The sequence below is a fragment of the Halorubrum miltondacostae genome (assembly GCF_041379815.1).
Lineage (GTDB): Archaea > Halobacteriota > Halobacteria > Halobacteriales > Haloferacaceae > Halorubrum > Halorubrum miltondacostae.
Genome location: NZ_JBEDNY010000002.1, coordinates 638,660 through 663,684 on the forward strand (window position 1 = coordinate 638,660; position 25,025 = coordinate 663,684).

Sequence of the window (25,025 nt, forward strand, 5' to 3'; positions counted from 1 at the left end):
CCGAGCCGTGAGCAGGTCTTTGCCATCATGTTCGCATTCATGATGGTTACATCTATGATGCCATCCGGAGCTGTTGCCTCCGGAGGCGACGGCGTTGAGGAGCTCGACGGCGGTAACGAGCAACTCGACGCTCAGTTTGACGCAGGGGGGAACGAATCAACGACCAATTCTTCGGGAACCGATGACGGGAATACGACGTCGGGAACCGATGACGGGAATACGACGTCGGGAACCGATGACGGGAATACGACGTCGGAGTCTAACACTGGAGCACAATCGACTACGTTACAGAGTGAAAATACCTCCTCCGGTATCAACGTCACTACACTTGCCGCAAGCGACGGTAGTTTAGACGGTAATCAACTGGCTTACTCGAAAGTTCTCCGTGGCGAAGTCGAAAATACAGGTGGCCTCGACAATGTAACGGTCCGCTTCGAGTTCCGTGAGAACGGTGAGACAACATTCACTGAGACTGAATCCCAGACTGCTCAGAACGGCTCTTCGTTCAGTACTACGGCTCGATTCCTTCAACCTGAGACGATTTATGAATTCCGCGCTGTTGTTGAGAGAGACGGCGCGTCCGACATCTATGGAGATACCTCGACGTTTGAAACTCTCGCAGACCCAATCGGTAGCGGTGTTGAATTCATAAACGTTGAATCCAACCTTGGCCTCTGGCCCGGAGCTATCGCAGCGACGCGGTCCATTCCCGGAACAGACTCTGGAATGACGACCAACGTTCCGGGAACGAGTGTTGTAGTGTCTGAATTCGGAGATGCGTCAATTCCGATCGCCCAAACCGTGGCTACTTCGGCCAACGCCGACGAAGCGGGCGTATCTGTATACGGATCGAACGATAATATCTCGATCAGGTTCGGCGGTATTGCTGCGAACACCAATATCAACGCAGATCCCCGGTTTAATCAGTCCCAAGCGAAGCTCGTCGCGGTAAACACCGACATCCAGCAGGAGGGGCTCGGGCAAGTCACCCAGTTTGATGAACTCGTTGAGGGCAAAAGCGCCACGGTCGTTCGGAACTTCACCATCGGCGAGACAGGGAGTATTCAGTTTAATCCGTCTGAAGACGGCGACGGTGCCGGTGACTACGTGTTCCTCATAGTCAACGAAGACGGGATGCCCATCACTAACGGCACGGTTGCGGACTTCGATGACTTCACCAGAACGCGAGCGGTCGGCATCGCGATGGCAACCGTTCAGGACACGGCATCAACGCTTGAAGGGTCGGACCGTCCGGAATTCCGGCTCGGTGAAACCCTTGAGTTTGAAGCGGACGCAAACTTCCAAGACGAGAATATCCAGCAGGTCGCTTTACTCTACGAAGAAAGTGATCTGAACGGTCAGACTATCGATGCGGTAGTCAACAACGTTTCAGAACTCAGTACCGACAATATCTCGACGGAAACATCGTTTGTAGCGGTAGAGGGGCCGAGACAGATCGATGATAACGTCTCAATACTCGGGCGAGACCTCAACGAACGAGATGACGGTCCCGGGACGGTCATGACACCGGGTGATGTCTTGGACTTCATCGCCGGTGAAGTGGGTGGTGACCTGAACAACACTGCCACAGGAACTGATGTACTTAATGTCTCGGTGGTCGCCAAGTCTGATACGGGCCCCGAAACGACCTTCGAACTCGAGACGCAGGCGAACTTCAGCGAAGGTGACTACAACATCATCCATATCGCGCAGGGGAACGAAACTGGTCAACTGAGTACGACGAAAGTAGACGGTATCACGCTACAAGAGGAGATTGATCCGTACGTCACCACTGAAATAAATAGAACAAATACGGATACAACTGTTCCGCCTAATGGATCGTTCAGTGTTGAGGCAGAAGTCCGGAATCTTGGCTCCTCGGGAACAACCGAAACATTCGAACTACAAGGAAATAATGTCCAGATCGGTGAGTTCAGTGAACCTGTAGAAGGTTTCTTCCGAGTGGAAAGTAGAAAAGAGATTAGCGTTGAACTTAACGCAACAGAGTCAAAGACGCTGAATTTCACAGTCAATACAGAGAATGAGGGAATACTCACAAGCGATGAGCAGGGTAATCTGGATCCGACCCTGATAAATCGTGTAAATGACACTGATACGGAGTATAATATTGAGGTTGTCCCGAATAAATTCTCAGAAAACAGAGACGGTATTTCACTGACGGTCACTGACAAAGATCCCGCCAACTTCTCCGTCGACATCGACGAGAGCGCCTCGGATACGGAGGTCGCCCCGAACGGCGACCTGACCGTCGTAGCGGATATCAACAACACCGGCAACCTCAGCGGTACGAAACAGATTACCGCTGAGCTCAACGGAGACACCATCTCCGAGGAACTCTCACTTAACAGCAGTCAATCCGAACCCGTCTCGTTCACGTTCGAGGGTGTCACTCTCGACGCCGGAAACTACACTGTTACCGTTTCCACCGAGGACGACGCGGACACGCTCGAGATCGAGGCACTCCCCGGACCGCAGTTCCAAGTCAGTATCACGTCCGTTACTGACCCAGTCGTCGCCGGTGACCCAGTCAACGTCACCGCGAACGTCTCGAATATCGGGGGTGCGGCGGGCACGGAAGACGTCGAGTTCCTGTTCGACGGGACGCTCGTTGAAACCAGAGGGAACGTCACGCTCAACGCGTCCGAATCTCAGACATTCGAGTTCGGTAACGGGACCGACGCGAACGACGCCGGCGAGGAAATCGACGTCGCGGTTCGGGCCGGTGCCAGCAATGCGACGCGCACGGTGACCGTACAGCAACCCGCGGCGTTCGTGATTGAGAGCGTCGCCAACGACACCGTCGCGCCCGGTGCGAACGGTACGATCGAAGCCGTCATCCAGAACATCGGTGACGTCTCGGGCACGCCCGACGTGACCCTCCGGAACGGCACGGGCGCGATAGTTGGCACGCAGTCTGACGTGGAAATTGGTGCCGGCAACACGACTACGATCGAATTCACCGTTGCGACCGACGAAACAGACGAAGATCAAGTTCTCCCGTTCGAAGTCGAGACTGACGGGGACTCTGCGCCCGCGCAGATTGAAGTGCTAGGGGACGCAGAATTTAATGTCTCGATCGATCCGGACGTCTCCGATACAGAGGTGGCCGAGGGAGAGAACCTATCCGTCGTCGTCAACGTCTCGAACGTCGGAGGCGTTTCCGGCAGCCAAGATATCGAGGTTAGCCTACAGAATCAGAGTGGGAATGTCACGTTCGCACCGGAGGTGCCGACCGTCTCACTCGACGCCGGAAACAGTACGAACGTCGAGTTCACGCTAACCACCGAAGACATTGCTTCCGGCCAGTACGACGTGGCGGCCTTCTCCGCAGACGATACGGCTACCCTTCCGGTCCGAGTGCTTGAGGCGGCCGAGTTCACCGTTACAGACCTCGATCCGCTGAGCACGGCGGTCAACGAGAGTGAGCCGTTCAACGTGTCGGCGAGTGTAACGAACATCGGCGGGGTGAATGCGACGCAGACCGTCGAACTCAGGCTCGAACCCGATGGTGAGCCGGTCGAGTCCACGTCCGTCGAACTGAACGACAGCGAGACCGAACGGGTGGTCTTCGAGGATGTCGTCGTGGACCAAGCGGGCGAGTACAATCACACGGTCGCCAGCGAGGACGACTCCGTAACTGGCAATCTGACCGTTCTCGCACCGGCAGCCATCACCTACTCGAATCTGGAGGCTCCCTCGACTGTTGAGGCGAACTCAACCGTTGAGATAACTGCGACCGTCTCGAACGAGGGGGACCTACCGGGCGAGTACAACGCCTCGCTGCTCGTCAACGGAACACAGGTTGGTGAGCCACGGAGCGGGTCGCTTGACGCGACCGACGAGGAACTGATTACCTTCACGACGTCGTTCGAAGAACTCGGAACGCGGAACGTCACTGTCAGCGATCAGTTCCTCGCCGGCACACAGCTTCAGACCGAGATTGACGTTGAGACGAGGGTCGTCGATCTCAGCATCACGGCGAACGAGACGCGGCCGTTCAACGGTAGCGACGTGCTGTTCACGGTGCGTAACGGAACCGTAGACGGTGAGCCGGTCGATAACGCGACTGTTACCGTCGGTAACGCGACCGCCGAGACGGACGATTCCGGTCAGGCGGTCCTCACAGTGACTGGCGCGGGGACGGTCATCGCCACCGCGACGAAAGAACGGGACGCCACCAAGGCGTTCAACGAGGACACGGTCGAACTTGACGTGCTACTAGCGTCGGACATCGTCTACGGTGACCTCTCGGTCGACCCAGTCCAAGTGACCACGGGTGAGACGGTCACGATCAACGCGACGGTCAGCAATGAAGACGATATCTCCAGAGCGTTCAATGCTACAGTCTTCGTTGACAGCGAGCCGGTAGCGGTGGAGCCGGTAACAGGGAGTCTTGCTGCCGGTGAAAGTCGTTCGCTGAACTTCACGACCTCGTTCGACACTAATGGAGACCGGCAGATCACCGTTGGTGATGTCATACTTGACGGTGCGGTGCGGTCTGAGGGCCAACTCGTGCGCGTCGATCGCACCGCTCGGCAGTTGAACGTTACTGCGAACGCGACGGAGGTCACCGAGAACGGCACCGTCGAGTTCACCGTCACGCGGGAGAACGACAGTCAACCGGTGAACGCGACGCTTCTGGTTGATGGCGAAGCGCAGGCGACGACTGGTGACAGCGGCACAGAGACGATCACATTCGAGGAAGCGGGCAGCGTCACCGTGACAGCGGTCAAGGAACCGAACGCAGGCGTTGCCTTCCTGTCTGATTCGGTCGGTATCCGCGTCAACGCGCCTGCGGACATCCAGGTCGTGGACGTGTCACCGCTGCGAACGCAACTCTTCGCAGGTCAGAACCTGACGGTTGAGGTGACAGTCGAAAATGCCGGAGATATCCAGGGCACGGAGCAGGTGAACTTCAGCTTCCAGGATACCAACACGAGTCAAACGGTCACGCTTAATGGAAGCGAAAGCTCCAGCCTCGTGTTCACCGTGGTCGGTGTGAATCCGAACCAGGGTGAAGACAACATCGAAGTCGAAGGGCAGACCTTCCAGGCGGTTACTGTCGCTCCCGCACTCGCCGCGACATCGTTCTCCGTGGCGCCGACGGTGACGATCGGTAACAATGTCACCGTGACGGCGACGATCGAGAACCGCGGGGCGACACAGAGCACGGACACGTTCAACCTGACTGTCAACGGGAGTACGGTAGCCACTCAGGACATCACCGTTAACGGCAGCAGCTCGCAGACGACGGAGTTCGTCTGGAATACGAGCGAGACGGGACTGGGCGACCTGCCCGTGGCCGTCGGCGATCGTGATAGCAAGACTGTGACGGTTGAACGCGAGAGCGTCGGACTCCGGATCACCTCGAACGCGACCGCGTCGACAACGACTGGGGATACGATCCAGTTCAATGTCACCGCCGACGGATCGCCAGTTGATGCGACGGTCAGAGTTGACGGAGCGACCCTCCGGACCGGAGACGACGGTGTGGTGAACCGCACCTTCGACGACGCCGATCGGTTCACCGCTCGGGCCACCAAGGCGGATACGGCGACACAGACCTTCGAGCGGGCGTCCACCAGCTTTAGAGTGAGGGCGCCAGCGAACCTCACGGTCACCGAGGCATTCCTCCCGAGCGACGAGACGTTCGCCGGTGACTCTGTCGAGGTCTTCGCGGCAGTCGAGAACGACGGCGGCGCCGAGGGGACCCTCGAACTGAACGTCACGAACAGTTCGGACGAGTCGGTCACAACTCGGAACGTGACGCTCGGCGCCGGCGAGTCGCGCACGATCACGCTGACGCCGACGCTCAATGCGACGGCCGAATCGGAGACCTTCGCTGTCAACGATGTCGAGGCCGGCGATGTCACGATCTTGCCGCAGTCGGTCGTGACGGACGCCTCAATCAACGCTACCGCGGTGACGACTAATGAGTCCGTGCGCGTGACGGCAATAGTGACCAACCGCGGCAGCACTACCGACAGCGATGGAATCACAGTCAACTTCACGGTTGGCAGCGAGGAGAAACAGGCGAGTACAGGTTCGATTGAGGGGGATAACACCACCACAGTCAATCGGACGTTCTCCTTCAACGCCGGAGACACCGGCGAGACGTTCGATGTGTCTGCTAGTGGACCGACAGAGAACATCCCCGTGGGCACAGTGAGGGTTGAGGATAATGTTGTCGATCTCAACCTGACGGTCGATAATCCGACGGTAACGACGGACACGGAGCTGAACTTCACCGTCAGGCGCGCTGACGACCAATCGCTCGTCGATCAGGCTCAGATCCGGCTCAACGGCGAGACGTTCGACGTTGACGATGGCATAGCGAACATCACGCCCGCGGCTGCCGGAATCGAGGAGGGCGGCATCTTTACTGCGGTCGCAGAGGAGGACAACGCTGCCGGAACAACGTTCAATAGCGACTCGGTCACGGTGACGGTCGAAGAACAGGCCGACATCGTGGTCGACGACGCGTTCAGGGTGGAAACCCAGGCGTTCACCGGGGATAATGTGACGATCGAGGCAGTAATCGTTAACAACGGCGACCGGTCCGGTAGTGAGACAATCAACCTCACAGACAGTACTGACGCGATCCTAGACAACAAGACGGTCACCCTCAGCGGTGGCGAAACGAAGTCCGTCCAACTGAACGCGACGTTCGACTCGCCCGGCACGCGGACACTCTCAGTAGCCGACGAGGTGGCCGGCCAAGTCGAGATCGATCCGCAGACGGTCGTGACAGACGTCACGCTCTCGAACACGTCAGTAACCGTCGGAGAGCAGCAGACGACGATCAACGTGACAGTCCGCAACCGCGGCTCGACAACGGACGATAGCTTCGCGGTGAACCTGAGCGTGGGCGACGCGGCGGACATCGACAACACAACGGTCAGCAACCTCGGAGCGGAAAGCGAGACTACCGATGAATTCACCCGAACGTTCGACACCGTCGGTCAAACGGAGATCACGATCAACGAGGGCGAGGACGACGAACAGTCCACGAACGTCCTCGTGACCGAACGCACCGTTGACCTCTCGATAGAAGTCGAGACTGGGAACCCGACGACCGACGACCGTGTCGTCTTCAACGTCACCAACAGCTCCGGTGGCGCAGTCGGGAACGCGACGATCACCGCGAGCGGGCAGGTTCTCGAGACCAACGCAAGCGGGCTCGTGAACACCACGTTCGCCTCAGGCACGATCTCCGCGAGCGTCACCAAGGACGAGCAGGGGACCACGTTCGACTCCGGCACCACGACGTTTACCGTGAACAGGCCGGCAAACGTGGTGCTCCTCGACGCTGACGTCACGACCCAGGAACCGGTGTTCGCCGGTAAGTCGGTCGATGTCGAGGTTGACCTGTTGAACGTCGGCGGCGTGGCTGGCGACCGGAACGTAACGCTCCAGAACACCACCACGACCGTGGACTTCAGCGAGACCTCAGTCCCGGCAGGTGAGTCGGACACCGTGACGCTCACCGCGCAACTCAACGAGACCGGTGTGACGACGCTCGCTACGTCGCACAACGAGACGACTGAGACCGAAGAGGCGGATGTCGACGTAGAGCCCGCGGCCACGGTGACTAACTTCAGCGTGAACCGGACCGCCATCTCAGTCGGTGAGTCGATCCGGGTGCAAGCGAACGTCACCAACCGTGGTGGGATCAACGACTCCGTCGACGTGGGGCTGCTGATCAATGGTGCGGAGGACGCCAGTCGGACTGTCACAGTCGCAGCCGGCGAGACTAACTCGACAAACTTCACGCGAACCTTCGACGACAACGAGGCCCGGACGATCGGCATCAACGACCTCGAGACGGTTGACGTCTCGATCGCGCGACAGCAGGTCGAACTCAACCTGACGACGACGACCTCAACGGTCGCCTCCGGTGAGCGGATCGAATTCACCGTGGCGAATGAGAGCGACCCCACCGATCGGATCGAAGGCGCAACGATCGAGATCGGCGATCAGGTGGTGACGACTGACAGCGTTGGAACGGCCGAGACGACGATCCGCGTGAACGACACGTACACTGCGGTCGTGACGAAGAGCAGCTCTGGTGAGACTGCATTCGAGCGCGACACGGTCGAGATTACCGTCACTGACCCGCTCACGGTTCCGGACTCCGGCGAGTTCGGTAACGTGAGCGCCGCACCCGGCGGTGGCACTGAAGAGACCATCACCGTCGAGGTCGCGAACGATGGCGGCCGCCCGATCTCGCTCGGTTCGGCCAGCGTCTCCGGCACCGACGCCAGCCAGTTCGAGGTCCAGAGCGCACCCAGTTCGATCGGCGCCGGCGAGAACGGAACAATTACCGTGGCGTACACGCCCACGACGCGCGGTGACGCCTCGGCAGCGCTCCAGTTCCGCGCCGACACGCCGCGGAACCCGGTCCGGGAGGTCAGCCTCTCGGGCACCGGCGTGGCGCCTGGCATCAGCGTGAACGAGACCAGTCTCCAGTTCGGTAACACCGATCTTGATCAAAGTCCGACTGAGACGGTCGAAATCGAGAACACGGGCAACAGCGATCTCCGGATCACCACGGAGTCGCTGGGCGACGGCTTCACCCGGTCGCCCACCGGGACGATCACGATCGCACCCGGTGAGACTGACACGATCACTGTGACATTCTCGCCGGACAACCCCGGCACGTTCGGGAGCCTCCTGAGCCTCTCGTCGAACGATCCGTTCAACGGAACCGTCGACGTACGGGCAACCGGAACCGGAAACGCCGGCGAACTGCTGGCCTCGCCGAGCGGGGAACTCGCATTTGGGGACGTCACGCAGGGTGAGACCGAGGACGCGAGCATCCTCATCGAGAACGTCGGGACACAGGAAGTGACGGTCACGCCGGTCGAAGGAAACGACGGGTCTGACGAGTTCGGCGTCGAGAGCGACGGTAGCGAACTCACAACCCTTGGCCCCGGCGAGTCGGAGTTCGTCTCGGTGAACGTGACGCCGACGAACCCCTCGCCAGCGGCGAACGTCACGTTCCAGACGCCCGACTCCACGGTGGAGAACGTGACGGTCAACCTCACCGCGACGACGCTGACGGCGACGGCACAGGTGACGACGCCGTCCGGTGACGCCAACCTGACGTTCGACAACGTCGCGGTCGGCGGCGCTTCGACGAACGCCACCGTGATCGAGAACACCGGCGACGCGGAACTGGAGATCGACACGGCCGACGCGCTGTCCGACTCGGCCTACGAACTCGTTGGATCGCCGGGTACGATCACCATCCAACCTGACGAGACACGGGAACTCCCGGTCCGGTTCGCACCGTCGAGCCCGGGGACCCGGACGACGAACCTGACGCTCGAGACGAACGATCCGAGCAACGCGACGATCAACGTCACGCTCCAGGGTACCGGCGTGGCGACCGATCTGACCGGCGACAACTCCAGCATCGACTACGGGACGATCGGTGAAGAGAACGAGATCACGCGGACAGTCACACTGAGGAACGGAGGTAACGAGGAACTGACCGGACTCCGGGTGACGTCGAAGAGTGGCAGCGGCGCCGGCCAGTTCCAGGTCGATACGTTCGACAACTCGCTCAGCGCGGGCGACACCGAGACGGTCGACATCACGTTCGCGCCCACCGAGGACGGCAGCCACTCCGCGACCGTAGCCTTCGAAGCGACCGGTGACGTGGCCGGGAGTAGCCAGTTCGCGGTCTCGCTGTCCGGCGAGGCCACGCCCCCGGACGTCGCAGTCGACGAGACCGAGCGTGACCTCGGCTTCGTCAACACCGTCAGTGAGGAGGAGGCGAACGAGACGGTCACGATCAGCAACGACGGCCTCCCCGGCACGAACCTCACCGTTGAGGACGTCTCGATCGCTGGCGACTCGACCAACGCGTTCAGCATCACGGACGACTCGGCTAACGGGACCGACATCGCCGGTAACGAGTCGGGAACGCTGACCGTCGGATTCGATCCCGACACCAGCGGTGAACAGACCGCGACGCTCGAAATCGAGACTAACGATCCCGACGAGGATCTGATTGAAGTCTCGCTGATCGGGACCGGTTCCGCGCCGGTTGCGACGGTTGATCCGGACTCGATCGGGTTCGGCCAGGTCCAGACCAACACGACGAGCTCGGCAACGACGGTTGAACTCACGAACGACGGCGGTGAGACGCTCAACGTCACCGACGTCTCGACGACCGGTCCGTTCGCCGTGGCTGACGGTATCGACGACACTACCGTCGTTCCCGGCGCGAGCCGGACCATCTCCGTCACGGCCGGGCCAACGGCGACGGGCGACCAGACCGGGAACCTCACCATCGCCACGGAATCGGTCGGTGAAACGAACGTGACACTCACCACGGAAGGCGTCGCGCCCAACCTCAGCGTCACCAGCGATCTGAACGCGACGTTCGGCGAGGTCCGCACCGGAAGCTCTGAGCGGCGGTCGCTCACCGTCACCAACGACGGGAACGCGACGCTCCGGATCGACGCCACGACCACAACCGGTGACGAAGAGTTCACCGTCGTGAGCGGCGGATCGACGGCGCTCGTGTCCGGCGAAAGCGCCACATTCACCGTGGCGTTCGGACCCGAAGCCGAGGGCGAATTCAATGGCACCTTCGAGCTAACGTCCAACGAGCGTGACCTCTCGATCGACCTCAACGGAACGGGCGAGCCCGGCAACGCTTCGCTCACTCCGTCGACGATCGACTTCGGCGAGATCCAGATCGAAAACAGTACGGAACAAGCGCTCACCTTCACGAACGACGCTGAGGTCGAGATCACGAGTATCTCGGTGACCGGCGACGACGCCAGCGCGTTCTCGGTGAGCGGTCTCTCGACCGGCACTGTCGCCGCGGATAGTTCGGAGGACTTCACCGTTGAAGCCTCGCCGACGGTCACCGGAAGTGCGACCGGGGCGGTCGAGATCCAGACGGCCGAGTCCGGAACGACCACCGCCAGCCTCGGTGTGACCGGCGTCGAGCAGGAGATCGATCTCGGCGCTGAGGGCATCACGTTCAACCGCACCCGGCTCGGGACGACCACGACGACGACGCTAACGGTCTCGAACGATGGCAACGCGAACCTGACGGTCTCCGATCTCAGGATCGCGGGTGCCGACTCCGATCAGTTCAATGTGACCGAGTCGTCGCTGACGAGTCCGATCGAGCCAGGTGAGAGTCAAGAGGTCGAGCTCGTCTTCACCCCGTCAACGGACGACGGAGCGGTGCAGGACGCGCGGAACGACACCGCACAGACCGCGCGGTTGGTCGTCCAGAGCGATGATCCCGACGAGGGAACGCTCAATGTCGACCTCAGCGGAACGGGCAAGACGACCGCTCTCCAGGTGAGCAGTGACTCGATCCAGTTCGGGTCGACGGCGATCGGTGACTCGTCCACGCGGACGCTGACGATCTCGAACGGCGTCGAGGCGAACGCCGACGTAAACATCCGGACAGTAGTCGCCACCGGTGGCCTGGGTAATGAGTTCACTGTAACTGACGCGGGCGACGGCGTTCTCGAACCGGGCGAATCCACCACGGTCACGGTGGAACTGACGCCGCAGGTGCCCGGCGCGAAGTTCGGATCGCTGAACGTCATCACGGATGACCCGCGGCAGCCCGGTCGGTCGGTGTTCCTCTCGAACTCCCAGACGATCATTACCGTGACGTACGGCAGCGCGGACGTCGACTACGACAACGTCCAGTCCGGACTTCAGCCGGAACGGTCGTTCAGCCCGGCACCGGACGCCGACGCTGAAGTGACTGGCACGCAGCCGTTCGCCCGGACCAGCGGGGACTTCGAGCTGTTCATCGACGGCTCGGATGACCCGATCGGCGCGAGCGTGTCTGACGATGTCGGTGCCATCCGGTACGTGGAAGCGACGAAGTCGAATATCACTGACAGCGAATTCGAGAACAACACATTCAGCTTCCGCGTGAGCAAGGCTGCACTCGCTGACTTCCCGAACGCTGACGAGTCCGATGTCGAACTCGTCCAGTACAACGGGACCGGCTACGAACCGGTAGACGACGGAACGACTCTCGTGAGTGAGGGCCAGACCGACTTCAACTACGAAGCGACGACTGACAGCCTCTCCCAGTTCGCCATCGTCGTTGACGAACCGCAGCCGACACTCAACGTCGTGGGTGGTAGCGGGAGTCTGAGTTCAGCGAATGTCACTACGGGTACCCAAGTGACAGCGACCGTGGACGTCGAAAATACGGGCGGTGCGGCCGGTGAGCGTGACTTCACGCTCACGCTTGGCGGAACGACAGTAGACACCCAGACCGTCTCGGTCGGATCGGGTGATACGACTCAACTTACGTTCACGTTCACGCCGGACCAGACCGGTGACTTTGCTGTCGCGGTCGACGGAGAGACCATCAACACGCTGACCGTCACCTCTGACGATGATGGCGGCGACACGCCGCCTAGCGACGATGGAGACGACACGCCATCCGGCGGCGGTGGTGGTGCTCCGGACGCAGGACAGCCGGATCTCACGCCGCCCGAACCGCCGGCTGATGTCGAAGTCGTGACCGAGGAGACAGTCAGCCTCGTCGACGATCCCGAGACAAGCGGCTCGACCGCGTCGTTCGGTGAGACGTCGGCCGTTGACTCCGTCTCCTTCGATTTCAGTGTCTCAGGTGGCGTGAACGCTCGTACCATCAACGCAGAGCCTGATTCGACCGGTCCCACGCCTGGCGCGTCTGCTGTGGTTACACGGATTACTGTCCCGACTGTTGTCGAGGACTCCGCTGCCACCGTCCGCCTGCGTGTTTCCAACGAGCGGCTCAGCGAGATCGACGCGGACGCCGAGGATCTCCGGATCTACCGCTTCGCGAACGGTGAGTGGCAGGGGCTTGAGACGGAGATTGCTGACGAAACTAACACCTCCGTCCTGCTTGAGGCCGAGACGCCCGGGTTCTCCTACTTCGCGGCGTCTGCCGTGAGCGAACCCGAGGCGGTTGCCGACGTGACGCCTGGGGCAGTCGAATCCGGCGAGGAGGTCGAGCTGTCTGGCGCCGAATCCACGGACCGCTACGGTGACATCGTGGCGTACGACTGGACCATCGGCGGCGAGACGTTCACCGGTGAGACGGTCACAACGACCGTCGACGAGACCGGAACGATCGAGGCCGAATTGACCGTGACGAACGACGCTGGCGAGACGGACACCACGACCGTCTCGTTCGAGGTCGAACAAGCCGCTGGGGACGGAACGGATGACGGCACCGGCGACGGGACAGGCGATGGTACCGGTGACGGACCAACCGAGGAACCGGGCGGATTCCCCACGATCACCATCATTTTGGTGGTCTTGGTGCTCGCCGCAGCGGCGACCATCGCGCTGTACGCGCGCCGGCAAGAGTAGGCCACCGCGTCTTAGCTGGCCGTTTTACCCCGCTTTTTGACGCGGTTCCCGAAGAACTCCCACTCGTGTGATAGGTACGCGGTCATAAATCCGAGCGCGTACCCTACGAAGTGGATGTACACGTTCGTGACGGTCTCTCCTGAGGCGACGGTCTGTGGAAACGCCGTCGCGAGCAGGAGAAGCCACGCCCCGGCTCCGATGATGATCGCCGGGTCGAGTACCACCTCTCGCCAGCGGTCGCGGGCATACGCTAAGCGTCGCTCGCGACGGACGAACGGTCCGCCGAACAGGACGGTCAGCGATACTCCGGCCATTCCCACGGTGAGCGTAAGGGGTGACCGTGGTGTAGCGGCCATCGCGATGCCGCTTATCGAGAGGAAAAAAGCTGCGAGCAGCAACAGCGTGTCGATCGCTCGCCCCTGTTTCGCTTCGATATACCTCGCAATTGCGATTGGGAGAAAGCACACGAGCGCCATATTGACTCTCGAGAACCCGTACGTGACCGCATCCCGCGGAATGGCGAGATTGAGGAGCGACAATGTCACAGGAAAGATCGACAGCGCAGCCACGAGGGCACTGAGGAACAACCATGGAATTCGGGCGTGCCGAGAAAGCGCATACAACGCACCCGACACGAGCAGAAACACGGCGAGGTTCCCGGCGAGATGGCCCGCAGAGAGATGAACGAATGGGGCGGTGTATGCGGTCTGGAGTGACGGATCGCCGTACGCGAACAACAGTGCGTGGCGAGTCGACTTTGCCAGCGTGAATAATCCTATGATAACTGTCATGATAACGCCTATCAGAACGAGAGCGAGCCCGTTCCCAAAGTTCATCAAATTATCAAGTCGGGTTGACAGGTCTGCCGTCATGTAGAACGTACTTTCTGAGCGTCATAAACACCATCCGCGATATTATCTATTCTAATATCTACATAAATCGTTAGATGTGATATTAGAAGCAACCCGCAGAATATATATATAGAGTATTTTACTAAAAACTCGCTGATATTCGGGAGTGCCGGGTAACTGGCTGACCTAGCAGTGATGTCTGCGTCGAGACGGCTGGTTTTTTGCTTATTCAAAATAGTATTTCGATCAGTGACAGCCGCCTCCTCATCGCAACCGCTCGTTGCTTGTACGGAGGTAACGCGGCGGTACGACTCCGATAGTAGCGCCTTTAGCTCCGGCGGACGGAGTGTGACGGCCCTAGAGTCTGTTTCGCTCAGCGTTGCCGGTGGTGAAGTGGTTGGCGTTGCCGGCCCGAGCGGAAGCGGAAAGTCGACTCTGCTTCACCTGCTTGCCGGTCTTGATTCGCCGACAGCCGGTGCGATTGAGGTGTGTGGAACGACCGTTGGGTCGCTGCCCAGCCGTCGCCGAACGGCTTTCCGGCGTGAGAATGTCGGAATGGTGTTTCAACGGTTTCACCTCCTCCCTGCCCTCACCGCCCGCGAGAACGTCGCGCTCCCGCTGATACAGGCCGGTGCTGCTCGTTCCGAGAGGCAATCTCGGGCGAGTGAGCTTCTCGACGCTGTCGGGCTTGCTGATCGGGAATCACATTACCCGAACGGCCTCAGTGGCGGGGAACAGCAGCGCGTCGCCATTGCTCGGGCGCTCGCTGCTGACCCAGCCGTCGTGATTGCTGACGAACCGACGGGTGAGCTCGACAGGGAAACCGGTGAACAGGTGCTTGACTCGTTGACCGATATCGCGACAGATCGCGCTATCGTGATTGCGTCACACGACGAGTACACACTCTCTCGAACAGACCGCGTAATCAAACTGCGTGATGGACGACGCGAAACGTGAGTAGTCGGTCACGCCAATTAGTGGGGATCTGTGGCTTGGGCGTGCGACGCGTCGTTGGCCGCCTCCACACCGGCGCACGAGGTCGCACTGTCGTCGCCGTCACCGGCGTCGCCCTTGCGGTCGCACTGTTGGTCGTTGTCACGAGCCTGTCAGCGGGGCTCGCCGGCGGCGCAACCGTCCAAAGCGAGGATATCGACTACTGGATCGTTCCCGACGAGTCAGGTGCCGGGAGCGTCCCACTCAACGCGGAAGGGGCACAATTGAGCGAAGTACACCAGATTTCCGCCCAGCTACGCGCGGACCCACGGATCGACTACGCAACCCCTGTTGCGATCGCTCCGATCCAGCTCCGCCACCCGACAACCAACGATCGCATGTATGTCCTCGCGCTGGGTGCGATCCCCGAATCGGAGCGACATGTTGCCGGATTCAACACTACCCCCCTGGTGGGCACATACTCTGATCAAGCAAACGGGACGTACGCCGGATCATGGACAGGACAGGTGGTCATTTCACCAGCCGTTGCGGCTGAACTCAACGTTACACCAACAGACGATATCGAACTCAGCGGGAGCACACGACGTGGTACTGTTACTCACGTGAGCGACACTAACCTCAACACTGGGGTCGGTGAAGTGCCCGCAGTCGTCATGCCGCTTGCCGAACTACAAAGTATCACCGGACAGACTGAGAGTGACACCGCCGACCAGATACTGGTGAGTACGACGGATCCCACCGTTCGACCGCTTCTCACCGACATCTATCCAGGAACAAGCGTGGTCTCACGCACAGGGCTCACCGGCGCAGCAACCTCGACCACAAGCCTGCCGCTCGCGATGGCGCTGGCCGCCACGCTCGTTGCCGGCGGGATCGGAGTCGCATTTGTCGCGACGATGATGGGGTTAGAGCTGACCGCAAGCCGGCAAGAGCTAGCCATTCTCGGTGCCATCGGCTTTTCGGCGCGAGTTCGGATCCTGCTTGTTAGCATCGAAACGGTTACTATCGCCGTGCTTGGCGGGCTGCTCGGCATTGGCATCGGGAGCGGAGGAGTTGCGGGCCTGAATCTTGTTATTGCCGAGTTTGTCGGCGTCACGACGCTAGCCACGCTCACACCGGGTATTATTCTGTACGCACTGGCCGCGGCTGTTGCGGTCGGCGTTCTCGCCGTTCCGTATCCACTGTACTTAGCCACGCAGACAAACGTGCTGGCAGCGCTCTCACGATGATGAGATCACGGCTCAGACAAGTCCGCGGACAGGTGTGGATTGCCTTTCGGCAGCTGCGCTGGGACAAAACTCGAACTGTCCTTGCGGTCATCGGGATCGCACTTGCTGTCTTGTCTGTCACACTGCTCGCCGGGGTCGGGACTGGCGTGACGGAAACAGGGAATGAGCTGTTCAACGAGGCAGATCGTGACCTCTGGGTCACCGGTGGTCCGATCGCCTTGTCGCCCGGCTCGGTCGGCGGCTTCCAAAATCCGGTTCCGAACGCTCATTCTGTCGCCACGCAAATCGAGCAACACGAAGACGTCCAAACTGCGGTACCATTGGCGTTTCAAGTCGTCTATGTCAGCACTGACGGCGAGGAGTTCGAGACGATAGTCGGCAGTGGGACGCCGGCCGCGGGCGGTTCCGTGCGTGTTACAGCTGGTGAGGGGTTTCGCGGCCCAGACACTCACTATGCTGATGGCACCTACAGCGGAAACTTCACCCATCAAGCGCTTGTCTCACCTGAGCTCGCCGATCAGCTGAATCTGACGGTGGGCGACACCGTTCACGCAGGCGGAACCATCTCTGATGCACGCGCTAACGAGTTCGAGGTTGTCGGAATCTCTCCGACTTTCTCGAACTTTCTAGGGACAGCTACGGTCACGCTACGATTGAGTGAGCTCCAGACGCTCACGGGCAATGCGTACGACGATAGCGCAACGATGATAACAATTAGTACAGTCGACGGGGTCGACCGCGAGGCCGTACGATCGGATCTTGCCGCTACGTATCCGGAGTATACGTTCCGCACCAATCAAGAGCAGTTCGTCGCGCTGCTCCAACAACAGGCGGTCGTGCTCGCTGCCGGCACGAGCCTCGTGGTGTTAGGAGTCGTCGCTGGTGGGATGCTTTCGTTAAACCTCCTCCTGTCGCTCGTGTACATCCAGCGCGCACCCTTCTCCGTACTTCGCGCAACCGGCGCCACGCGCCGCAGTGTTGCTGGCATTGCTATTGTCCAGGCAATTAGTATTGCCTTCGGTGGATATCTCCTCGGCGCAGCGTTAACTCCGCCACTCGCGGCCGCGCTCGACTGGCTCGCGTTTACCGTGACCGGCTTCGACGGACTTGTACAGGTTCCCCCTCTTGCCTACCTTGCTGGCGGGGCCATCGCTGGTGGCTTTGCGCTCCTCGGTGGACTTCTGGGTGTCTGGCGCGTCACTCGAGTGACATCTGCTCGTGGTTTGGTTAGCTGATGCTCGCTCTAAAGCGATCTACGACGACACTCAGCGACTGAACCTCCACTCACGACGCGGCGTGCTCAAGCAAATATCTTAACTGACACACGTGTTAAATTGTCTTCACAAGCAATGCTTCAGCGGGCGAAACAGTGGCTTCGTGACGTATACGTTGGTGAGATCCGGCAGTCTCTTGATCTGACACCAGATCACTGACTTCTGTCGGCTCATGACAAGCCACCCCTGCTTGAGAACACAAGGCCGTCTCATCCTGGTGGACACCTCCTTGGATTGAAACTATCCATCCACTGGTGTGGTCTGGGTTGGTTGCCGCACGCCGACAGGGGTCTCCGTGTAACATGGCGAACAAGCTATACGTTCGGCCCATCTACTAACTGAAACGATTGGGTGCGACTCACGAATGAACCTCCGATCACTGGCCAGTTCTGGTGCGACCGCGATTCTGGTCATTCTCGTTGTGGCCATGCTTGTGGGCCAACAACTCGGCCAGCCAATTGTCCTCGGCTTCGTACTGACTGGGAGCATGAACGCGCAGCCGGCTGAGATGGCGCCCGGTGACGGGTTCATTGCGGTCCCGCCTGCGATCGCCGGCGATGTCACCGAAGGCGATGTCGTGACCTTCGAAGCGCAGCAGCTTCAGGGCGGCGGGCTGACAACTCACCGAATCGTCGGTGAAACTGATCAGGGGTATATCACGCGTGGTGACGCAAACCCGTTCACCGATCAGGACGGTCCAGAGCCACCGGTCCAGGAGTCACAGATCAAGGCAGTCGCGCTCCAGGTTGGCGGCGATACAGTGGTAATCCCCCAAATCGGTCTCGCTGTCCTCGCGATACAGGACGTGTTCTCGGCCGCCACCGCGTTCCTCTCAGGAATACCAGGATTTGGCGGACTCGCCGATGGCAACACCGGCTCGTCGATGGTCTTAGTCGGGCTGTTAGTCTTAGGATACAGCCTCGCCACCGAGCTCCTTGCCGGCACGAATCGCCGTTCAGGTGGCGACCGCTCCAGAGACAGTCGCGGAGGGACGAGCGCGGTCCTTGTGCTCCTCGTGATACTACTGCTTATTACAGTGCCGGCGACAGCGAGCATGGTGATCCCCTCAGGGACCGACGACATCACCATCGTGAGCTCGGAGTCGCCGAGCTCGAGCCCGACCGTCATCGAGCGCGGTGGGTCGGTGGAGTACGCGTATAATTTCACCAACAACGGGTTTATCCCCCGGATGGCGACTGTGAACGCGGCCAGCACAGGCGTCGACGTTGCTCAAAGCTCCCTCATCGCGGCCCGCGGCGAGACGGCGTCGACGACCGTAACGATCCACGCTCCCGAAGAGACGGGCGCGTACGTCAGGTCCGTCTCCGAGTGGCAGTACGTACGCTTTCTCCCGGTACCGGTGATTCTCTCGCTACACGCGGTCCACCCGTTCGCTGCCGTCGCAGTAATCAACGCTGTGATAGTCGTCACCGTCACGGCAGTGTACGTGTTTGCCGTCGGGCTCGAACCGTTTCGGTTCCGCGACCGCGACCGCAACCTGTCGCTCTCCCAGCGGGTCCGACGGACAATCCGGCGGTGGCGCTAGCTGCGACCCACGCATCGCCGCCTGCCGGCCCCATCGTCACGCCCCCGCAATAAGTCGGACGTTCCACCCGGTGAGCAGCAGGCCGATTCCGGTTGCGACGACCGGTGGCCAGTAGTACGAGAACGGCTCCCGCCGTCTGGCTCCCTGAACGCTCACCGAGAGCAACACGAACAGCACGATCAGTTTTAAAAAGAGAAACCCGGGTAGACCTGCGGACGAAAGCAGTGTCCCGATGACCGGGTTCCCCTCGATGAGCCCGGGGACTGCGGTCGTCGCGTACAGCGTCGAGACCACGTCGCCGACCCCGTACGTGAGGGCGGCCCCGAGCCAGAGCGCGTAGAACTGCGTCGAGCGGCTTCGGTACAGCGGCGGTCCAGCGGGGGCACCCGCCGCCGAGGCCTCGTCGACGCCGGGCGCGGCGTCCCCCTCAATTGTGCCACCTCCCGCCCCCACGACCGGGTCGTCGATCTCCGTAAGCAGCGTGTCGATCTGTCGGCGCCGGGCGGCGATCTCGCCCGTCAGCTCCCGGTAGCGCTCGTCGTCGCCCAAGTCTGCCTCGTCCCGCCGGGCCTCGATCCGTCGGCGGCGGGCCACGAGCGCGAGGTACGTCTTGACGGCGCCCTCCACGGCGCCGTGGTCGACGAGCCGGGCGACCGCCTCGCGGAGCTCGTCGCGGTCGAGCGGCCGCGGGACGTACTCGTCCATGTCGAGCCGCAGAATCTCGTCACCGACGCTCGTTCCGGAGAGAAGACCGACCTGACAGTCCGGCCGGCGAGCACGGAGCTGGCCGAGCAACTTCCCGGCCGGCGGGTCCGCGAGGTCGCCATCGAGGAGAACCACGTCGACGTCGCTGTCGAGCGCGTCAAGCGCGCCCTCGCCGTCGGCTGCGATCCGCACCGCGTATCCCTCCAGCCAGCCGGCGTACTCCGTAGCCTGCTCGTGGTCGTCCTCGACTATCAGAACCGTCGCGTCGGTGTCGCGGGGCATCGAGAGCCGTGTCCCACCTTTTGCGTCGTCGGGGTCAAAAAGACGGGGTAACCGGCTACTGAGCCCGACTCGAAGCCGACCCTCTGAGGTGACGCCCGCATTGTTCGTTCGGTTTTGCCGCGCGAACACAGCAGAACATGAGTTCTACTCGAACCGACATACCCCTGGCATCTCCGTGGGAACCTCTTTGTACGGAGGTGATACAGACGACATGAAAATTGAAGATTGCGTCTTCGTATCCGAGAATTCGTTACACTTTGTACACCCTCAACCGCGAAACGCCATCCCGCGATCGGCGTGCCGCTCTCTGAACGCTCTCCGGCGCCCACCGATCGCCTCGAGTTCCAGAACACGCCGTCGACCGTCCGCTCTGCTCACACGGCACTCACTTGACGGGAGGACAAAGCCAGTCGCGCTTTGAACGGCTCCGAGGGGGCGCAGTTCCGGCTCTGGGTTCTACTGACACGCCCGCTGTGGGCTGACGTCTCCGTCGACAGCAGCACAATCGGAAACGTCAATTTGGCTTGGCGTCGAGATAGTGAGATCACCGGTGATTGACGAGCTTTTGAGTACAACGTCGACTTGACTCTCCGAGCCGATTGTCACCGTCCCGTCTATCTGGCTGTCTTTCAGGTTGAGTTTCACTTGACTGTCAGTCTCGATGTCCACATCGCCCTCAATTGAAGCGTCAGTCAGGTTGATATTCACTTGACCCTCTGTCTCAACGTTCAGGTCGTCTTCGATCGAAGAACCGGACAGATCGACCGTCGCCTGACTGTCGGTGTCTATGTCGATGGCCGATCCGATAGTCGACCCATTCGTCAGTGATAGTTTTATTTGGCTCTCGTTGGCCAAGGTAACGCCTCCAGTGATCTCAGTTGCCGCGAAATCAAGCCCGATCTGCCCGCCGGCACCCGTGATCGTAATCGGCCCATCGACGGTCGAGTCACCCTCACTGACGATATCCACTTGCCCGTCGCCGTCGATCGTCACCGGTCCGGTCGAGACGCCGACCAGCTTGTCAAGTTTGACTTGTCCCGCCGCGGTTACTGACACCGGCCCACTCACGGTCGAATTCTCTGCGCCGTTGAACTTCACCTGACCCGCGGCGTCGATCGTAATCCCTCCAGTCGTCGAGTTATCGAATTTGTCGACGGTCACCTGATCCGTGGAGGTCAGTGAAACCTCGCCGCCGATCGTGGCGTCACCGGGTGAGAGTTTCACCTCTCCGGCGTCCTCGACGCACACCCCTCCATCGACACGCGTCGAGATGTCGAAATCGAGTTGCGATTCAGTCAGTACTTTGACCACGCCCTGAACGCGGCTGTTACCGCCGATACTCAGATCGATCTGGCTCGGCGTGTCGACTTTGAGGTACTCTCGAATATCCGAGTTCCCCCTGAGATTCAGGTCGATCTGGCTCTCTGAACGGAATTCGGCCGCACCGCCGATGGTTATATCGCCCGAAATCTGCTCTTTGATCTGGTTCGACGTGTCGATGACGACGCTACAATCGGTGGACTTGTTCGGGACCTTGTTTACAGTACAGCCGGAGGGAAGCCCTCGAGGCGCACACACGTTGATGCTCTCACACGTGACCTGGGCCGTCCGCGTGAACTCAACGCGTTGGTTCTCGTTGGAAGCGACGAACTGTATCTTGACCGCGCCATTAGTGTCGCAATCGACCGTCGCTCGCACGTCGCCAGATCCGCCCGGAGCGAGGTCGGTAGGCGTCTGTACCGTCTGCGGGTCGATCGGGGTTCCCGAGCTCACGACCGTCGCCGAAATCGTCGTCAGCGGCTGATCGAACTGATTCGTCAGCTGGAACAGCGTGACGGTATCCCCGTTGGATCCGCTCGCCTGTCCGCCGGCGATGCGCATGAACGCCTCATTGTCGTCCGTCGACACGACACTGAGGTCCCGTTGCGAGTCGACCACACTGAAGGCGTCAGTGCCCTCGAGAGCGGCGGCTCCGATACCGCCAGCCGCGAGTGCGGCGATGACTCCGCGGCGGCTAACGATACCGCTTGACCCGCCGCGCGAGCGGTCTCGGCTCCGTTTTCGACTCATGGAGTTTGGATGTTAATGCTGATCGGCTACCTCTGCTTTCGTTATAACCATACATAGCAGTGACGGCGAGTCGGCGTCGCCGGCTGTCGACCATGGCGTCTAAAACAAAAAAGTCCGTTGAGACGCTCTGGTGGCTTGGGGATTATTAGTTACTTTGGTTAGTCTCTGCAGTGATCGTGAGCGTATAGTTCGCACTATCAGGGATGCTATTACCAATCAGGTTGATAATCATCCCGAAATCGATCGATTCACCCGGCGTGAGATCGCTTGTGATAGAAGGAGATCCCGCACCGAGAATATTATTACCATTAGAAACGGTAGTTTCATTACTGTTATCGTCTACGGTGAAACTAAACGGACTCCCGGTGATGGTTCCACTATTTTCTGAAATACTGAGCGTTAGGCTAGTCACAGTCTGTGTTCCATTGTTAGTTATCGTGACCAAATTGCGGAACGTCGTCTTCGCGTTCTGATTTAGCCCTGTCCCGTTGTCATCAGCGTCTCCGTCACTGCCAGCATCGAGGTTTATCTGAATCGTTCCGTCTGTCTCTTGAACGTATTCGTTTTGATTCGCTCCGGTAGTGCCATTTGCCGGCTGGTTTGTGCCACTGTCATCGACTCGATCTGCCGCCTCCAGTCCGAGGAAACCGCTCGCGTCACCCGTCGTCTCAATGCTGACTGTCCGCTCCGCCGTCACTGTCGTGAACGCTCCCGTACCGAGGAGCGCACCGCCGCCTGCAACTAAACTGCCCAGTCCGATCAGGACGCTTCGTCTACTTGCCATATCTATACCATGTACCCATACCCACTTTGTATTGCCCCGCTTGGACGAAGTTCAAGGGGTAGCAGAATCGGTATCGGCCCGCTTGAACTCTCCGACGGCGGCGGATCCGGGCGTCAGCACCGACGTCGTCGGGGGAAAGCCCGCCAATACAAAAGGTTCGAGTCTCGAAAGATGGACACGAACCGCGACCGGACGCGGCGCCACCTAATGCCGACACGACGACAGACGACGATCGGACTCCTCTCCGCGGCGCTGGGCAGCGCCGCCGTTACCTCGGGGTCGTTCCTCTCACAGACGGCTTCGGCTGCCGACCTCCGGGTAGTTGTCGTCTCGGAACTGTCACTGCTCCCCGCGCGTCCGGAGGCGGAGTACGTGACTACGGACGCGGACGGCGAGGTGGAGTCGATTGAGATCGACCAGCTGAACCAGCGGTCAGTCTCGCGGTTCGAGGAGCTCGTCGAGGTCGCGAACAACGGGGACGTGGCGTACGACCGTCTCGCCTTCGAGTTTGTACCGACGGACGGGAACGGCGGGTCGGACGAGGCGGTCGCCGAGACGCTTCGGGTGATTTCCGGCGACGAGCCGACCGGAACCGACAGCGAGGGGCGGACGACGCTGCTCGCGGACGACGCGAAAACGCTCGAACCCGGCGACGCGGTGACGTTCGGCGTGACGGTGAACCTGATCGCGTCGTCGTTGCCGGGCGACCTCGACGACCTCCCCGACGCGTCGGACGTCGCCCTCGAAATCACGGCGATCCGCGAGTAAACGGCGGTCGTTAGACGGATTTTGGTCAGATCTGATAAACCATTTCGAGATCACGGAAGTCTGTCAATCCGGGCTTTCCACTCTCAAGCGAGGCTTTCTACCGCTGAAGGGTACCGATGTTTAAGTTCATCCCGCTTCATCATGTAGGTACGCGAGAATGAAGCCAACCAGAAGAAAAGCGGTACTTGGACTCGGCGCATTGGCAACAGGGAGCGGGGCAGTGTTCTCGTCGGGGGCGTTCGCGAGCGCTACCGCGAGTTCCACGGCGGACATCGGTGTCGTTGTCGAAGGTAACCTGATTGTGGAAGCTGGAGCGTCTTTCCGAAATAATAACGGATATAATCCGAATACTGCAAATAACGGGTTTTATGGCGACAATACGAGCAGCTTATTCACCAATCTTGACAATAATAGTGGGAACGAGGAACAGTTCGATAATAACACCGTTAGTGTCGATAACCTCCCGGCGGCACGGGTAAACAGTGGTAGCACTGCATCCAACAACCTGAATATTCAGGTAGCCATGCCGAGTGAGGAGGATAACGGCGATCCATTCAAACACACGTTTGAAGATGTACTTCAAGTAAGAAATGAAGGAACGGAGCCGGCGGAAGTCGGGATCAAATATTCGGGTTATGGCGAGGACGTTGGGTCACAAGATCCTGTTTCAATTGGTAAGGTACGCGAGGGGTATAAATTCAAATCCGCGGGCGATAATATATCACCAACAAAGGGCTCATCCGACAATGAGAACGCCGTTGAAGTCGGCGTTGGGGAGACTAAACAGATCTGGCTAGAGATCGACTTGTCAGTGAACGGTAATGGAGGCAATAACCTTGCCACGGAAATCGCGGAGGCGGCAGAACCGACCGAGGATGAGATATTCAACGGTGGCGCCTACGACACAGTCGATATTCTTGACGAGGTCACATTCGGAGACGAACTTGACGAGGGCAACTAAAAAATTATAAAAAATTATAAATTAACCCGCTAACACGACATCTCCATGTAGTCTCAGTTTAATCACGTTTTCTTATTTATTTTGATAACATAACCCAGTTTTCGCCCGCTTATCAGATGTTAGGCTATTCTCTGATTACTATCAAAAACAATATAGGTATGACACGAAGTTAGATCGTTGATCCAATGTAGGACATTCATCGCCGTTAGTTTACTCAT

Annotated in this window: 12 protein-coding genes; 7 read left to right on the forward strand and 5 right to left on the reverse strand. The window is 59.9% G+C overall.

Annotated features, from left to right (window positions below):
* Positions 1-1,470: 1,470 nt before the first annotated feature.
* Positions 1,471-1,704 (reverse strand): hypothetical protein, encoded by a 234-nt coding sequence (locus tag ABNG04_RS08620; protein ID WP_371161774.1) that lies wholly within the window; start codon positions 1,702-1,704, stop codon positions 1,471-1,473.
* A gap of 258 nt (positions 1,705-1,962) precedes the next feature.
* Here ABNG04_RS08620 and ABNG04_RS08625 point away from each other — a divergent pair, with 258 nt between their 5' ends.
* Positions 1,963-13,383 carry a choice-of-anchor D domain-containing protein gene (locus ABNG04_RS08625; RefSeq protein WP_371161776.1) on the forward strand — a complete coding sequence of 3,807 codons (11,421 nt, stop codon included), beginning with the start codon at positions 1,963-1,965 and terminating at the stop codon, positions 13,381-13,383.
* Positions 13,384-13,394: 11 nt separating this feature from the next.
* Here ABNG04_RS08625 and ABNG04_RS08630 read toward each other — a convergent pair whose 3' ends face one another.
* Complete coding sequence (locus tag ABNG04_RS08630; protein WP_371161778.1) at positions 13,395-14,255, reverse strand: hypothetical protein; 861 nt, start codon at positions 14,253-14,255, stop codon at positions 13,395-13,397.
* A gap of 174 nt (positions 14,256-14,429) precedes the next feature.
* On the opposite strand from ABNG04_RS08630, the gene ABNG04_RS08635 reads away from it, so the two are divergent.
* From ABNG04_RS08635 to ABNG04_RS08650, 4 genes are all read left to right on the forward strand, one after another.
* Positions 14,430-15,191, forward strand: a complete 762-nt coding sequence (locus tag ABNG04_RS08635) for an ABC transporter ATP-binding protein (RefSeq protein ID WP_371161780.1) — start codon at positions 14,430-14,432, stop codon at positions 15,189-15,191.
* 41 nt (positions 15,192-15,232) lie between these two features.
* Positions 15,233-16,417 carry an FtsX-like permease family protein gene (locus tag ABNG04_RS08640; RefSeq protein WP_371161782.1) on the forward strand — a complete coding sequence of 395 codons (1,185 nt, stop codon included), beginning with the start codon at positions 15,233-15,235 and terminating at the stop codon, positions 16,415-16,417.
* Positions 16,417-17,652: an ABC transporter permease gene (locus ABNG04_RS08645; protein WP_371161784.1), complete on the forward strand. Its 1,236-nt coding sequence runs from the start codon at positions 16,417-16,419 to the stop codon at positions 17,650-17,652. Before ABNG04_RS08640 ends, ABNG04_RS08645 begins: the two co-directional genes overlap by 1 nt.
* 403 nt (positions 17,653-18,055) lie before the next feature.
* Positions 18,056-19,237 (forward strand): S24/S26 family peptidase, encoded by a 1,182-nt coding sequence (locus tag ABNG04_RS08650; RefSeq protein WP_371161786.1) that lies wholly within the window; start codon positions 18,056-18,058, stop codon positions 19,235-19,237.
* 36 nt (positions 19,238-19,273) lie between these two features.
* On the opposite strand, the gene ABNG04_RS08655 is transcribed toward ABNG04_RS08650, so the two are convergent.
* The 3 genes from ABNG04_RS08655 to ABNG04_RS08665 form a co-directional block, all read right to left on the reverse strand.
* On the reverse strand, positions 19,274-20,224 hold the full coding sequence (locus tag ABNG04_RS08655; RefSeq protein WP_371161788.1) for a DUF5658 family protein: 951 nt from the start codon (positions 20,222-20,224) through the stop codon (positions 19,274-19,276).
* Positions 20,225-20,680: 456 nt separating this feature from the next.
* Positions 20,681-22,132 carry a translocation/assembly module TamB domain-containing protein gene (locus tag ABNG04_RS08660; protein ID WP_371161790.1) on the reverse strand — a complete coding sequence of 484 codons (1,452 nt, stop codon included), beginning with the start codon at positions 22,130-22,132 and terminating at the stop codon, positions 20,681-20,683.
* A 307-nt stretch (positions 22,133-22,439) separates the two neighbouring features.
* Positions 22,440-23,078: a hypothetical protein gene (locus ABNG04_RS08665; protein WP_371161791.1), complete on the reverse strand. Its 639-nt coding sequence runs from the start codon at positions 23,076-23,078 to the stop codon at positions 22,440-22,442.
* Between the two features lie 207 nt (positions 23,079-23,285).
* Here ABNG04_RS08665 and ABNG04_RS08670 point away from each other — a divergent pair, with 207 nt between their 5' ends.
* Both ABNG04_RS08670 and ABNG04_RS08675 read left to right on the forward strand, forming a co-directional pair.
* The gene (locus ABNG04_RS08670; RefSeq protein ID WP_371161793.1) at positions 23,286-23,846 is read left to right on the forward strand and encodes a hypothetical protein; all 561 of its coding nucleotides are present in this window, start codon (positions 23,286-23,288) and stop codon (positions 23,844-23,846) included.
* A 157-nt stretch (positions 23,847-24,003) separates the two neighbouring features.
* A complete protein-coding gene (locus ABNG04_RS08675) occupies positions 24,004-24,807 on the forward strand; it encodes a hypothetical protein (RefSeq protein ID WP_371161795.1) in 804 nt (267 codons plus the stop codon).
* The last annotated feature ends 218 nt before the right edge of the window (positions 24,808-25,025 follow it).

What these genes read in the sequence shown, in the direction of transcription:
- ABNG04_RS08645 (WP_371161784.1), top strand. Translation starts at nt 16,417, where the DNA reads ATGAGATCACGGCTCAGACAAGTCCGCGGACAGGTGTGGATTGCCTTT.
- ABNG04_RS08655 (WP_371161788.1), bottom strand. Translation starts at nt 20,224, where the DNA reads ATGCCCCGCGACACCGACGCGACGGTTCTGATAGTCGAGGACGACCAC.
- ABNG04_RS08630 (WP_371161778.1), bottom strand. Translation starts at nt 14,255, where the DNA reads ATGACGGCAGACCTGTCAACCCGACTTGATAATTTGATGAACTTTGGG.
- ABNG04_RS08670 (WP_371161793.1), top strand. Translation starts at nt 23,286, where the DNA reads ATGCCGACACGACGACAGACGACGATCGGACTCCTCTCCGCGGCGCTG.
- ABNG04_RS08665 (WP_371161791.1), bottom strand. Translation starts at nt 23,078, where the DNA reads ATGGCAAGTAGACGAAGCGTCCTGATCGGACTGGGCAGTTTAGTTGCA.
- ABNG04_RS08620 (WP_371161774.1), bottom strand. Translation starts at nt 1,704, where the DNA reads ATGGATGATGTTGTAGTCACCTTCGCTGAAGTTCGCCTGCGTCTCGAG.
- ABNG04_RS08635 (WP_371161780.1), top strand. Translation starts at nt 14,430, where the DNA reads ATGTCTGCGTCGAGACGGCTGGTTTTTTGCTTATTCAAAATAGTATTT.
- ABNG04_RS08675 (WP_371161795.1), top strand. Translation starts at nt 24,004, where the DNA reads ATGAAGCCAACCAGAAGAAAAGCGGTACTTGGACTCGGCGCATTGGCA.
- ABNG04_RS08650 (WP_371161786.1), top strand. Translation starts at nt 18,056, where the DNA reads ATGAACCTCCGATCACTGGCCAGTTCTGGTGCGACCGCGATTCTGGTC.